Raw genomic sequence first — 13,163 nt, 5'->3', positions numbered from 1 at the left:
CATCCCCCTCGTCATCCCCTTCTCACCCCTATGACGTCACCCCTTTCGTTCGCCGTGACACCTCTCCGACGCCGCCTTCGCCCGCGGTGCGCGGATCGCGGGCGCACCGTGACCGGTTCGCGCCTGTGTCTAAGCTTCGGGCGACCCGACGGTGCCGCCGTCGCGTCGCGAAAGGCGGACGTTGTGGACATTCAACGGATGGTGCGCGTCGTGCGCGCCTATTGGAAGGCGATCGTCGCCCTGATCGTCGTGGGCGGGTTGGCGGGGCTCGGATGGAGCTCGCTGCAGCCGCGGGTGTACACCGCGGACGCGAGCGGCTATGTGGCCGCCGTGGCGTCCGACGGTTCCACGGGCGCCGCCCTCGCCGGGGATCAGCTCGCCCTGTCGAAGGTGAAGTCGTTCATCGACATGGGCTACTGGCGCAGCGTCGCCGAGACCGCGCGCGGCGAACTCGGGCTCTCCGACAGCCCCGAGTCACTCGTGCAGCGCGTCCGGGTGTCGAACCCCATCGAGACCGTCAACGTGAGAGTGGATGCCACGGGGCCGACCCCGGAGTCCGCGCGCGACCTCGCGGAGGCGTGGATCCGCGGAATGACGGAAGAGGTCGACCAGCTCGAGACGGGTGGGGGCGGGCAGAGCGCTGTGCGGCTGGTCGCCGGTGACTCGGCGCGCCTGCCGACCGCCCCCTCGTCACCGAACGTGCGGCTCGACGTCACCCTCGGGGCGCTCGCCGGTGGCGTGGCCGGGCTCATCTTCGCCTTCGTCCGGCGAGCCTTCGACCGGCGGGTGCGCTCGGCGCACGACATCACCGACGCCGTCGACGCCTCCGTCGTCGGCGTCCTCCCCGTCGACAAGGAACTCGCCGGGGGTCGCGCGGTGTTCTCCTTCGACGACATCAAGGACGGTCGCGGGTCGTTCGCCCACAAGGAGGCGATGCGCGAGCTGCGGACCAACCTGCAGTACGTCGACGTCGACCGTCCGGCCCGCGTCCTGGTGGTCACGAGCCCGCTGCCCGGCGACGGCAAGTCGACGATCGCCGCGAACCTCGCCGTGAGCATCGCGGCGACGGGACAGTCCGTCGTCCTCATCGACGCGGACATGCGGCGCCCGGTCGTGGGCGGCATGTTCGGGTTCTCCGACGACGTGGGCCTGTCGGACGTGCTGGCAGGTCGCGCGCAGATCGAGCAGGTCGCCCATCAGGTGGACGAACACGGTCGTCTGTTCGTGGTCGCGGCGGGGCGGACGCCGCCGAACCCGAGCGAGATGGTGGGTTCGCAGCGCATGCAGTCGCTCGCCCGCAAGCTCGCTGACGACATGGTCGTCATCATCGACTCGCCGCCGACGCTCGCCGTCGCCGACGCCGCCGTCATCGCGAGCTGGGCCGATGGCGCCGTGCTCGTCGTGACCGCCGGGCGCACGACAGACGACATGCTGACCCGCGCGACCGACAACATCGCGAAGACCCGTGGGCACCTCCTGGGGGTCGTCCTGAACCGGATGCCGTTGCGCGGTGCCGATTCCGGCTACTACGGATCGCAATACGGCGGGTACTACGGGTACGGCGTGCCGAGCTCCTCGCCGAATGGTCGGTGGCGTCTGGGTCTGCGCCGACGGGGGAAGAAGGCGGAAGTGGTCGACGCCGAGCAGGAGGCGACACCGCGTCGACGGTCTGGCGGGCTGCCACCGGAGAACGTCAGCGGGTTGCGTACGCTGTCGCAGCGGAGGATGTCCGCCACGGCTGAAGGTGAAGCCACGAGTGAAATCGCGGTCGCATCCACCGCGGAACCCGACACCGTCGACACGATGAGCCGCCGTCGCGCCCGTCGAGGTTGATCACCCGCACGGAACACGACGAAGGCGCCGGCTCGCAGGAGCCGGCGCCTTCGTCGTGTTCAGTGCGCGGTACCGCCCGGTGCCAGCACCGCTTTGAAGGTGCGGAGCAGAATGACGATGTCGCCGACGAGCGACCAGTTCTCGACGTAGAAGAGGTCGAGGCGGATGGCGTCGTCCCAGGCCAGAGCCGACCGACCGCTGACCTGCCACAGTCCGCTCATCCCCGGACGAACGATGAGTCGGCGGTGGGCGTCGTCGTCGTAGAACTCCATCTCGGCTTCACGCTGCGGACGGGGACCGACGAGGCTCATCTGACCTCCCAAGACGTTGAACAGCTGCGGCAGCTCGTCGAGCGAGAACTTGCGGAGCCATCGCCCGACCGGCGTGATGCGGGGGTCGTTCTCCACTTTGAACAGGGGGGTGCCGTCCCGCCCCTGCTCGCTGAGCAGCTGTTGCAGCCGGGAATCGGCGCCGTCCACCATGGAGCGGAACTTCAGCATGCCGAACCGACGGCCGCCCTGACCGACGCGCTCTTGGCGATAGAGGATCGGCCCGGGGCCGGATGCGCGCACGAGGACGGCCAACGCGGCGAAGATCGGCGCCAGGAGGATCACGAGCACGCCCGCCCCCGCGATGTCGAATGCGCGCTTCAGGACGCGTTGCGTCATCGAGTACTGCGGGGTCTCGATGTGCACCAGCGGGAGTCCCGCGACGGGACGGGTGTGCAGTCGGGGTCCGGCCACGTCGGTGAGGTTGACGGCGACGATGAGGTGGTGCCGGCCCGGGTCGAGGCTCCAGCCGATCCGGCGGATGTCGTGTGCATCGACCACGGCGCCGCCGGAGACGAGGACGCTGTCGGCGTCGAGGTCGTCGAGCCGCCGGCGCAGGTCGAGGGCCTGCTCCTCCGACCACGTCGATCCGAACTCGGCGCGGTCGAGGGTGTGGACACCGACGACCTGGAGCCCCGCCGACGGCTGACGGGCGAGCTCGGTGGCCACCCGCGCACTCTCTTCCGCGCTGCCGATGAGCACGACCCGCGCACTCATCGAGCCGCCCCGCCTCCTGCGAGCGAGCGCGCTGCGACACAGGAGCCTGCCGACGAGCAGCGCGACGGAGCCCAGCGGGAGCCCGATGAGGAAGTACCCGCGGGACAGCTCCGCCCCCGTCAGGTACGCGACGATGGCCACCAACCCGAACAACTGCACGGACGCACCGACGACGAGCCGGTACTCGGCGACGCCGTACCCGACCACGCGGGCTTGGCGGGTGCCCCAGAGCGACAGCGCGGACATCCACGCGATGGTGAGTACGACCGAGACGGTCGAGTACGTGAACGGCGCAGAGGCGACGGCGACGGGATGCGGGCCGAGCCACAGGACCTGGGTGCCGAGAGTGACCGCCGTCACGACGACGGCGTCCACGATGGTCACCCATCGCGCGTACCGACGCTGCCAGGGAGATGAGCGGGCGCGGGGGTGGGGGGTGACGCTTCGCGACTGCTCAGGTGAGTCGATGAGTGAGACGTATGTGCTCATGTGCGCTCCGTGGTCCATGCCCGTCGGATGTTCACGAGACCGGCGTCCGGGGTTGGACGCAGCGGTGGGCGCGGGCACTCTCTCACCGCTCCGCTCGGACCCGTCGGGTCGGAATGACCGCGGGGAGGGGGTGAAACGTCGCGCGACGACTTTTCGTCGTCAGGTGACCGGCCTGTCGGAACCCACTCGTGGACCGCGGGGGAGCGGCGTGCGAACACGATCGCCCCTGCCCTCACCCGACCGGGACGACCCCTCACCTCGGGCGGGGACGACGCACGACAGGGCGGTTGCGCGGGCATGAAATGTTTACATGTTCATGTGAGAGTGGGTGGGCCTGCAAGCTGGACCGATGAGCGACGAGCCCGACCCCTGGAACGACTTCGCGCGCGAGCTCGGCGCCCGGATGCTGCGCGCCCGAGCCGAGAAGCGGATGTCGCAGGAGCAGGTGGCCCACGCCGCGGGCCTCGCGACATTCACCTATCGGAAACTGGAGAAGGGCGAGTCGAACCCCGGAACGGCGGCGAACCCGAGACTGCGCACGCTCGTGGCACTCGCCGACGTGTTGGGCGTGCCGCTGCGCGAGCTGATCCCGACTCCTCCGCAGGGGCTTCCCCCCGCGCACTGACCGCGATGTCGGAGGTTGGCGGTTCACTTCGTTCGTGCCCACCGATGTTCGGGTCGTCGTCGCGTACGACGGCCCCGCGAGAAAGGTGTCAGGCATGAACGAGGGACTCTCCACCGACGGCGTCGACCGCGTGCGGTGCATTCACCCGTGGTGCGTCACCGAGCACGGTGCCACGGTGCACCCCGACGACGAAGATCACCGCAGCACAGGCGTCGCCCTGACGGTGAGGGGCCGCAGGGCAGAGGCGCGTGGCCCCGGAGAAGAAACTGAGCTCGAGCTCGGCGCGCTTCGCCGCGCGGGGGAGTTCGAGACGTGGATCGTCATCGAGACGGGCATCGGCGCATCGCTGGCGCTGACGCGTGACGGCGCGCAGCTCCTGCTGCGCCGACTGCGCGACCTGATCGCGCCCGACGGGATCCTCGGTCGCGACGGCGACGAAAGCTGAGCCGGCGCCGCGCCGCGCAGCTCAGCTCGACGAACGGGAGCGGCGCGCTGCTCGCCGGTCGTGCACCCACGTCCACGCCGCCGCGCCGACGTAGAGCACGCACAGCGGCAGCGCGATGATCCCCATGCTCATCAGGTCGGCCGGGGGCGTCACAGCCGCAGAGAAGACGACGATCACGACGAGCGCGACCCGCCAGCCCCGCACGACGCTGCGGGCGCTCAGAACGCCCACCGCGTTGAGGGCGATGATCGCCAACGGCGAGACGAAGGCCAGACCGACACCGACCACGAGCTTGAGAAGGAAATCGAAGTACTGGCTCGCGGTGAGCATGGTCGTCGAGCCAGACGGTGCGAACCCGGCGAGCAGTTCGACGATCTGCGGCACGACCATCCAGCCGAAACAGGCACCCCCGAGGAACAACGGCACGGCCAGGCCGACGAAAATGACGCCGGTGCGTCGTTCGCGCGACGTGAGCCCGGGCACGAGGAATGCCCAGGTCTGAGCGATCCATACCGGGGACGCGAGCACGATACCGACGGTCACGGCGATCTTGAACCGCAGATCGAATGCTTCGCCGATGCGGGTGAAGTTGAGCCCCGTCATCGACGGACCGTGCACATGGGAGAGCGGTTCTGCGGCGGCCGCGATGAGGGCGTCCGACAGCGCGAAGCCGACCATCCCGCCGATCACGATGGCGATCGCGGCGATCGACAGGCGATTCCTCAACTCAGACAGATGGGACAGGAGGGGCATCGCCCCTCCTGTCCCATCTGCGGGACGCCGCTCGCGCGGACGGCGAGTCCTCTGCGCCCGCGTCACGTCGTGGTCGACGACCCGGGCCGGGTGCGGTCCGGGTCTGCGGGCGCGGTGGGCTCTTCTTCACCCGTGGAGGCGGCGTCCTTGCTCTCGGAGCGGAGGATACGCACCGACTCGCCGACGCTCTTGGCCAGCCCGGGGAGCTTCGCAGCGCCGAAGAGGAGCAGGACGACGGCGAGGATGAGGAGGAGGTGCCAGCCGGAGAATGCGTTCCCGAAGATGCCCATGACGACCTTTCGTGTGGGGGTCAAGTTCCCATGTTCGGCCGGACGCACGGGTATCCGTCGGAGACGACCGCAACCTCGCCCGTCGGCCTCCGGCATATCACCCCGTGGAGCATGGAGCGGGCGTCGACCACCCACGGACGAGGGTCGATGGGGCATCGGTTTGACTGAGCGCTGAGGCGACCGTCGCACGGGTGGGGTCGCGCTGTCGGGAGAGGGAACCCTGGTGGGGAATCGCATCGTCGTCGTCTGTACGGCCAACATGATCCGTTCGCCATTCGTCGCCGGGCTCATCTCGTCACGGCTGGCGGCGATGACGGACGACCATCTGAGCGTCGAGAGCGCCGGTACGGCGGCCCGGCCGGGCGACGAGGCGGCGCCTGAGATCGTCGACCTCGGGCGCACCTACGGGCTCGACCTCTCCCCTCATCGCACGCGTCGACTCGACGATGGCGTCCTCGCGACCGGCGACACGGTGTTGTGCGCGGAACGCGCCCACCGCAGGGTGGTGCTCGATCTGCGCCCAGACCTCCTCTCGAGCGTGTTCACTGTTCGGGAGTTCGCGCGTCTCGTCGATGACGAGGCCGTGCAAGATGCCGCGTCCGATTGGGCCGGACTCGTCCGGGCGGCCTCGCGGGCGCGTCTGGCCGGGCGGTCGGCTCCGGACGAGGTCGACGACGTCATCGATCCCGTCGGCCGGCCGCAGCACGTGTGGACGGAGTTCGAGCGCCAGGCAACCCGGGCCGTGTCGACGATCCTGGGGGCGATGAAGGGATTGCCCGCGCTCGCATCTCCGATCGAGGCACCGCAGAGCGTTGCCGGGACACGCCGCGAGTACCGGATCAGCCATGGTGTGCCGTCGACTCGCCGCGCGGCGCGGAGGGCGTGAGATGTTCGGCATCGAACTCGACAAGCTCATCTTCGTCGGCGTCCTGATAGGGCTGATCATGGGACCCGCGCGCCTCGTCGAATGGCGCCGGAAGCTACCGCAGATGGTCGGACGCATGCACGCGCTCTACCAGCAGGGCAGAGCCCAGGTCACTCGCGACCTCGACGACATGGCCCCCGATTGGCGCGAGTACGACCCGCGGCAGCTGCATCCCCGACGCATCCTGCGCGAGCTCGGAGCCGACGTGCGGAAGGCGACCGAGAGTGATGGTGAGCAGGTGGGGTCAGACTTGCCGGCGGGTGAGTCACCGGTTGAGCCGCTGGCGCACGCTCGCGACGAGAAGAGCCGCCGTGAGGCTGCCCGCGGCGTTGGCGACGACGTCGAAGATGCTGCTGACGCGGGCCGGCAGGAGGAGTCCCTGGGCGATCTCCACGAGCATCGGCACGACCCAGGCGATGACCAGCACCGCCCAGGCGTGTCGCGGGACGAGGGGCGCGAGGAGGCTGCCGAACGGCAGGAAGAGCAGCACGTTCAGGCCGAAATCCACCTCCCGCCCATTGGCGGACGGGAACAGACGGAACGCGAGGCGGAAGGCCAGGTCCGCATGACGGTCGAGATGGTCGGGCCACAGAAGGATGACCGCGAGGACGACGAGGTAGATCGCCGCGGCGACGATCCCGAGCCGAGCGACCGTCGTGACGGTTCGACGGTCTTCGGAGGGGGAGGCGACGGAAGGCACGACACACCGTAAGCGGCGCCCGCGCCGGCACCCCACCGCGCGCGGTTCAGTCGCGACGGGTGAAACCGCGGCGCACGATTCTGAGCAACCCGAGGAAGCCGAAGAGCCCGACGACGGCGCCCAGAACGGCGAAGAGGGTGATCGACCCGCCCAGGACGGGACCCCCGCCCGCGATGACGAGGACGACGGCGATGACCACCGCCGCGATGGAGACGAGTGTCGACGCGATCTCGCCTGTCGCGCGCGCCAGGATGCCGCTGATGTCGGAGCCGTCCTGTCCGCGCAGGGTGATGCCGATCGAGCCCTTCTCCGCTCCGGTCAGGAGGGCGTCGAGGCGACGGGGGACCTGCTCGAGACGCGCGAGGGCGATCACGGATTGCGCCTGGAGGTCCGTTGCCATCCGTGAGAGCGACAGGGTGCGCCGCAGCAACGTGGGCATCAGCGGCAGGGCACGACCGGCCATGTCGAAGTCGTCGACGAGTACCCGCAGGCATCCCTCGAGGGTGGCGAAGCTGCGGAAGGCCGACGCCAGCTCGCCCGGAAGGGCGATGCGGTGCTGCCGGATCACGTCGACCATCCGCGTGAAGATCGATCCATGTCCGGTCGTGCGCAAGTGCTCGGTCGTGAGGACGACGCCCACGTCGTGGCGGAAGGCATCGAAGTCGAGATCGTCGGGGACGTCGACGATGAGCAGCAGCGCATCGGCGGCGGCGACGTCGTTCTCGCTGAGCGCCGCCAGCAGCAGGGCGGTCAATTGCTGGCGCCGACTGCGTTCGATGATCCCGACGGCGCCGAAGTCGATCATCCCAAGGGTCCCGTCGGCGCGCAGGAGCACGTTACCCGGGTGCAGATCGGCGTGGAAGACGCCATAGACGAGAATTTGTTCGATCACCGTCGACATCAGTACCTGCGCGAGACGGTCGCGTTGCGTGGCGTCCATCGCCGACAGTCGGTCGGCGGAGTCGCTCAGCGCCGCGCCGTCGACGAGCTCCATCGTCAGCACCCGCTGATGCGACGCGGCCGGGAAGACACGGGGCGCGGTGACCACGCCGCGACGGCCGGGTTCTGCACGGTCGATCTCGTCGAGGGTCGCTCCGATCATCGATGTGTTGCGCGCTTCGATGCGGTAGTCGAGCTCCTCGAGCAGGGTGGCTGTGAAGCCGCGCGCGACGGCCTCCAGACGCAGGTCGCGTCCGACACGGGTGCGCGCCTCGGCGCGGTGCGCCAGGCGGCCGATGATGTCGGCATCCGCTTCGACCTGGGAGCGCGCCGCGGGGCGTTGCACTTTCACGACCACGCGAGTGCCGTCCAGAAGACGCGCCCGGTGAACCTGGGCGACGGAGGCCGCGGCGAGGGGAGTGGGGTCCACATCGGCGAACACCTCGTCGATCGACGCTCCGAGGTCCGCCTCGATGACCTGGCGCACCGTGGACCACGGCAGCGTCGTGGCGCTCGTCTGCAGGGTCGCCAACGCGCTGAGGTACGGCTCGGGCACGAGGTCGCGGCGGGTGGAGAGTACCTGGCCCAGCTTGACGAAGCTGACCCCCGCGTCGTTGATCGTCGCCACGATGGCGTTCGCGCGCTCCTCGGACGTGCTCAGCTGCTCTTCGACCCGGGAGCGGCCACCGTGGAAGAGCCAGCCCACGCCGTGTCGCGAGGCGATGGTGAGGATCTCGAGGTAGCGACGCGTGCGCTTGCGCTGACGCAGCGCCGCACGGACGAGATCGATGGGGTTGGGCAGCGCACGCGTGGGGAAGATCGCCTCGCTCGCGACGAGCGCCGCGACGCCGAGGGCGAAGACCCAGGCGAGTGAGAGGGCGACGAGCCCCACCCACAGCCAGACGTCTTGGGCGGGAATCGTGTCTCCCGCCGCAGTCAGGCCCGTCTGTCTCAGGGTCCACGCCGCCGAGGGCACCCCCAGCACGAACACGAGAAGGCCGACCACGATACTCCGCGGCCACCCCACCGCCGTGCCGATGATGCGGCGCGCGACGAAGCCGACGAGCACGGCCGAGACGACGGCGGAGATCGAGATCAGGATGCTGGCGACCACGGGGTCAGCGTAGCCGCCGCGGTCAGCCGATCAGGGCGAGTGCGCAGTCGGGACACCGCCACGTGAGGGCGCGGCCCGCCTGCCAGGGCTCGCAGGTGCGCAGGCATCGAGGGCAGTGCGGGGCGAAGCCGGCGGCATCGTCGACGAGGTCGTCGACGCCGCCGGCTCCGCGGACGGGAAAGGGAAGCGGGGTGATGTCCATGGGTCTCCTCGGTGTGACATGCACATCTTGACATGCGCATGCGTAAGCCCTCGGATGTTGTCCACAGAGGCGCGCAGCGCGCGCACGCCCTCGCAGACCCGCCTCAGTGGCGCAGGTCGCGGAACGTCTTCTTCGCGCGCTTCTCCGCCGCCGCCGCGGCCTTCTTCGCAGCCTTGTGGCGGCGCTTGCGCGCACGAGGGTCGTTCCACAGGCGGACCACCTGATGTCCCACCGACTCCCGGTTCTTCACCTGGACCCTCGAGGTGCGGGTGCCCACCACATAAGCGATCAGCGCGACGGCGCCGACCAGGATGATCTTGTTGCGCATGGCATCCTCCGTTCGGACGAGGCGGTCCCGCTCGCCGTCTCCACCCCGATCGGGGTGGCGGAGGGGGCTCGTCACCTAGGAGACGTGTCGAGACCGCGATTCGTCACGCCGCTCGGCGTCATCCTTTCGCCGAGCGGGGGAGCGGTCGCCCGGCCTCGAGATGCGGCCACTCCACACGGGTCGGCCGGCCACGGAGTGCGGCCACGGGCTGTAGATGCAGCCCGCTCGCCACAGGCGAAACGCCCCGACCGAACGGTCGGGGCGTTTCATCCACGGCGCATCGGTCAGGGGCGACCCATGCCGAAGTAGGTCCAGCCCGCTGCCCGCCATGCGGCCGGGTCGAGGCAGTTGCGGCCGTCCACCACGACGAGCCCGCGAGCGAGCGACGCGGCGTGCTCGGGCGAGAGTTCGCGACGGTATTCGTCCCACTCCGTGACGACGATGACGGCGTCGGCATCGCGCAGGGTCGCGTCGAGGTCTTCCTCGTACGTCAGCTGCGGGTGGATGCGACGCGCGTTCTCGATCGCGGCGGGGTCGGTCAGCGTGACGCGGGCGCCCAGACCGTGCAGACGCACGGCGACGTCGAGCGCGGGAGAGTCGCGGATGTCGTCGCTGTGGGGCTTGAAGGCCGCGCCGAGCACGGCGATCTTCTTCTCGAACACGCTGCCGCCGAGCGCGTCGGTGGTGAGCTCGACGGCACGATCGCGCCGGCGTAGGTTGATGGCGTCGACCTCGCGCAGGAAGGCGACGGACTCGCCGCGGCCGAGCTCCTCGGCGCGGGCCGAGAACGCGCGGATGTCCTTGGGCAGGCACCCGCCGCCGAAGCCGATTCCCGCGCCCAGGAAGCGTCGTCCGATGCGGGCGTCGTGGCCGATGGCATCGGCCAGCGTCGTCACGTCGGCGCCGGTGACCTCGGCGATCTCGGCGATGGCGTTGATGAAGCTGATCTTGGTCGCCAGGAACGCGTTCGCCGAGACTTTCACCAGCTCGGCCGTGGCGTAGTCGGTGACGATGAAGGGCGTGCCCTTGGCGATGGAGGGGTGGTAGACCTCGCGCAGCACCTGCGCCGTCCGCTCGCCCTCGGCGGTCGGAGCGCCGTCCTCGGTGGGCACGCCCGCCACGAGGCGGTCGGGGTCGATGGTGTCCTGCACGGCCCAGCCCTCGCGAAGGAATTCGGGGTTCCACACCAGGGTGGCGCCGCGCTCGGCCACGCGGGGAGCGAGGCGAGCGGCTGTGCCGACGGGGACCGTGGACTTGCCGGCGACGATGTCGCCCTCGCTGAGGTAGGGCAGCAGGCCGTCGATGGCGGCATCCACATAGGTGAGGTCGGCGGCGTGCCCGCCGGCCTGCTGCGGGGTGCCGACGCCTACGAAGTGGACTTTCGCGCCCTGCGCGGCAGCCATGTCGGTGGTGAAGGACAGGCGACCCGACGCGATGCCCTCGGTGAGGATCTCCTGCAGGCCGGGCTCGAAGAAGGGGGCTTGGCCCTTGGACAGGACGGCGATCTTTCGCTCATCGACGTCGATGCCGACGACCTCGTGACCGATGGATGCCATGGCCGCGGCGTGCACGGCCCCCAGGTAGCCGCAACCAACTACAGACAGACGCACGATGGAAGCCTTTCGGAGGGGTGTCGCCCCGCACCGGCGATGCCGGCGCGGGGGAGGGGAAGGGACGGAAGTATCACGCAGCGGTCTCGCCCGGCGCCAGAGCGGCGCGGGCGGTCCTACCCAGGATGACGAAGTCGCCGAGCAGGGTCCAATTCTCGACGTAGGACAGGTCGAGTCGGACCGATTCCTCCCAGGACAGCGACGAGCGTCCGCTGACCTGCCACAGACCGGTGATGCCGGGCTTGGCCAGGAAGCGCCGGTGCACGTGATCGGCGTAGACGGCGACCTCAGAGGGAAGCGGAGGACGCGGGCCGACCAATGACATCGAGCCCCCGATCACGTTGAACAGCTGAGGGAGCTCATCGAGGCTGTACTTGCGCATGACGCGACCGATCGGCGTCACTCGCGGGTCGTTCTTCATCTTGAAGAGGACCTCGTTGCCCGAGTCGCGCTGCTGCTCGGCGAGCTGGGCGAGCAGTTCCTCGGCGTTGACGACCATCGATCGGAACTTGATCATCGTGAACTCGCGACCTCGGAAGCCCACACGCGTCTGCCGGAAGAAGATCGGACCGTCGCTGGAAAGACGGACCGAGAGCATGAGGAAGGCCAGGATCGGGCTCAACAGGGCCACCCCCACCAGCGCGGCGGTGAGGTCGACCGTGCGCTTGAGGAAGCTCTGGCCGCGGGAGAACTTCGGGGTCTCCACGTGGATGAGGGGGAGACCGGCGACGGGACGCGTGTGCAGGCGGGGCCCAGCGATGTCGACGATGCTCGGGGCGAGAACGAGGTGCTGGCGCCCGGCTTCGAGGCTCCACGAGATCTGCTTGACCTTGTCGGCGGGCAGCTCGTCGGCGCTCGTGACGGCGACCGTGTCGGCCCCGGTGACCTCGAGGGCGCGGGAGACGTCTCCCACGTGACCCATGACCGGGATCTCCGTGCCGGGGATGACGTCGGCGATCTTGCCGTTCGGTACGCAGGCGCCGACCACGCGATAACCCGCGCTGGGAGTGCGGGCGAACTCGCGTGCCAAATGTGTGACCGAGGGCAGTGACCCGACGAGCAAGACGTTCGCCGAATAGCGCCCCTTGGAGCGCTGCACGATCAGCCACTTACGCCACACCCATCGGGTGAACAGAAGGACGGCGATGCCCAGCGGCAGGCTGATGAGGAGGTACCCGCGGGCGATGTCGATCTGCGTGAGGAAGGCGATGATGGCGACGGTGCCGAAGAGGCGGAAGCTCGCATCGGCGATCCGGACGTACTCGGCGGAGCCGGTGCCGATCACGCGGTCGCTCCGCGACTCGACGAAGGCCAGGGCCCACATCCAGGTCACGACGAGGATGGCGGAGAACGCCCAGTACGACAGGTCGGTGATCCGCCCGTCGTTTCGTGCGGCCAGTTGCGCATTGCCGAGACCGAACCAGAGCAGCTGAGTGCCGTAGACGACCCAGGCGAGCGACAGGAGATCGGTGATGACCAGGGCGCGGCGGTACGTGCGGCGCCACGGATCGCGGCGGTACATCGGGGCGGGACGATCCGCCGTGAGCGGCGCTGTCGTCGTCTCGGCGACCGGCGGGTGCGACCCCGCTGCCGATGCGCTTCCCCGAAGGTCCACTGTCACGGCCTGTACCTCCCCCCGATCGACCTGCGTCGATCCCACCTCGCGAACACTAACAGGCCGAAGTCACCCGCAGATTCACCCTTCGGATGTCTTCATACGCCCGAAACGTGAACGGGAAGCACGTGGTGCGCGGTCGGGAGCGACGCATTCGCTCCCCCCTGCGGACTTCCCCTACACTCGGGCGCGCGTCGGCTCGGCTCGACCGGCGCGGAGTCCCCTCCTGCGGGGAGTAGCAGTGTCCGC

The 13,163-nt window shown here is 69.5% G+C and carries 13 protein-coding genes; 4 read left to right on the top strand and 9 right to left on the bottom strand.

The annotated features are described in order from the left end of the window. The first annotated feature begins 183 nt into the window (after nucleotides 1-183). Nucleotides 184-1,833, top strand: a complete 1,650-nt coding sequence (locus ASF76_RS14350) for a polysaccharide biosynthesis tyrosine autokinase (protein ID WP_162240827.1) — start codon at nucleotides 184-186, stop codon at nucleotides 1,831-1,833. A gap of 59 nt (nucleotides 1,834-1,892) precedes the next feature. Here the strand turns inward: ASF76_RS14350 and ASF76_RS14345 are convergent, their stop codons facing one another. Beyond that, nucleotides 1,893-3,368, bottom strand: a complete 1,476-nt coding sequence (locus ASF76_RS14345; protein WP_055959224.1) for a sugar transferase — start codon at nucleotides 3,366-3,368, stop codon at nucleotides 1,893-1,895. Nucleotides 3,369-3,717: 349 nt separating this feature from the next. Between ASF76_RS14345 and ASF76_RS14340 the strand changes: the two genes are divergently transcribed. Together ASF76_RS14340 and ASF76_RS14335 are read left to right on the top strand one after the other, a co-directional pair. Further along, entirely contained in the window at nucleotides 3,718-3,993 is a 276-nt protein-coding gene (locus ASF76_RS14340; RefSeq protein WP_055959222.1) for a helix-turn-helix domain-containing protein, read from the top strand. 34 nt (nucleotides 3,994-4,027) lie between these two features. Further along, nucleotides 4,028-4,438 (top strand): hypothetical protein, encoded by a 411-nt coding sequence (locus ASF76_RS14335; protein WP_055959219.1) that lies wholly within the window; start codon nucleotides 4,028-4,030, stop codon nucleotides 4,436-4,438. 21 nt (nucleotides 4,439-4,459) lie between these two features. Here ASF76_RS14335 and tatC read toward each other — a convergent pair whose 3' ends face one another. Then, on the bottom strand, nucleotides 4,460-5,191 hold the full coding sequence (tatC, locus tag ASF76_RS14330; protein WP_055959217.1) for a twin-arginine translocase subunit TatC: 732 nt from the start codon (nucleotides 5,189-5,191) through the stop codon (nucleotides 4,460-4,462). 62 nt (nucleotides 5,192-5,253) lie between these two features. Further along, nucleotides 5,254-5,481: a twin-arginine translocase TatA/TatE family subunit gene (gene tatA, locus ASF76_RS14325; protein WP_055959215.1), complete on the bottom strand. Its 228-nt coding sequence runs from the start codon at nucleotides 5,479-5,481 to the stop codon at nucleotides 5,254-5,256. Nucleotides 5,482-5,704: 223 nt separating this feature from the next. Between tatA and ASF76_RS14320 the strand changes: the two genes are divergently transcribed. After that, nucleotides 5,705-6,367: an arsenate reductase/protein-tyrosine-phosphatase family protein gene (locus ASF76_RS14320; protein WP_055959213.1), complete on the top strand. Its 663-nt coding sequence runs from the start codon at nucleotides 5,705-5,707 to the stop codon at nucleotides 6,365-6,367. Nucleotides 6,368-6,671: 304 nt separating this feature from the next. Here ASF76_RS14320 and ASF76_RS14315 read toward each other — a convergent pair whose 3' ends face one another. The 6 genes from ASF76_RS14315 to ASF76_RS14290 form a co-directional block, all read right to left on the bottom strand. After that, nucleotides 6,672-7,106 (bottom strand): VanZ family protein, encoded by a 435-nt coding sequence (locus tag ASF76_RS14315; RefSeq protein WP_055959211.1) that lies wholly within the window; start codon nucleotides 7,104-7,106, stop codon nucleotides 6,672-6,674. A 46-nt stretch (nucleotides 7,107-7,152) separates the two neighbouring features. Then, nucleotides 7,153-9,159 carry an ABC1 kinase family protein gene (locus ASF76_RS14310; RefSeq protein WP_055959208.1) on the bottom strand — a complete coding sequence of 669 codons (2,007 nt, stop codon included), beginning with the start codon at nucleotides 9,157-9,159 and terminating at the stop codon, nucleotides 7,153-7,155. Between the two features lie 22 nt (nucleotides 9,160-9,181). Beyond that, nucleotides 9,182-9,361 carry a hypothetical protein gene (locus ASF76_RS14305; protein WP_055959205.1) on the bottom strand — a complete coding sequence of 60 codons (180 nt, stop codon included), beginning with the start codon at nucleotides 9,359-9,361 and terminating at the stop codon, nucleotides 9,182-9,184. 103 nt (nucleotides 9,362-9,464) lie between these two features. Then, entirely contained in the window at nucleotides 9,465-9,689 is a 225-nt protein-coding gene (locus ASF76_RS14300) for a hypothetical protein (RefSeq protein WP_055959202.1), read from the bottom strand. A 284-nt stretch (nucleotides 9,690-9,973) separates the two neighbouring features. Continuing rightward, on the bottom strand, nucleotides 9,974-11,299 hold the full coding sequence (locus ASF76_RS14295) for a UDP-glucose dehydrogenase family protein (protein ID WP_055959200.1): 1,326 nt from the start codon (nucleotides 11,297-11,299) through the stop codon (nucleotides 9,974-9,976). A 73-nt stretch (nucleotides 11,300-11,372) separates the two neighbouring features. Beyond that, nucleotides 11,373-12,821, bottom strand: coding sequence for a sugar transferase (locus tag ASF76_RS14290; protein ID WP_055959197.1), 1,449 nt, complete (start codon nucleotides 12,819-12,821; stop codon nucleotides 11,373-11,375). Nucleotides 12,822-13,163 lie beyond the last annotated feature (342 nt).

It is taken from the genome of Microbacterium sp. Leaf151 (assembly GCF_001424225.1).
Classification (GTDB): Bacteria; Actinomycetota; Actinomycetes; order Actinomycetales; family Microbacteriaceae; genus Microbacterium.
This window is presented reverse-complemented; position numbering and strand designations above follow the sequence as displayed.